The 223-nt window shown below is 54.3% G+C and carries 1 rRNA gene; it reads left to right on the plus strand.

From position 1 onward, the window contains the following. A 23S ribosomal RNA gene (locus WFJ36_RS17125) occupies positions 1-223 on the plus strand; the annotation flags it as partial.

Below are 223 nucleotides of genomic sequence, written 5' to 3' on the forward strand. Positions count from 1 at the left end.
ATATTCGGGGTTGTGGGACTCACCAGTCAGTTCTGCCGAGCTGGCGACGTTACAGAAGCGTATAGACGAACGGTCTTGAAAGGCCGGTCATAGAGGGTGCCAACCCCGTAGTCGAAATGCGTGTTCTGGCGTGGAGAGTATCCCAAGTAGCACGGGGCCCGTGAAATCCCGTGTGAATCTGTCAGGACCACCTGATAAGCCTAAATACTCCCAGATGACCGAT

Source organism: Microbacterium sp. MMO-113, assembly GCF_037148555.1.
GTDB lineage: Bacteria > Actinomycetota > Actinomycetes > Actinomycetales > Microbacteriaceae > Microbacterium.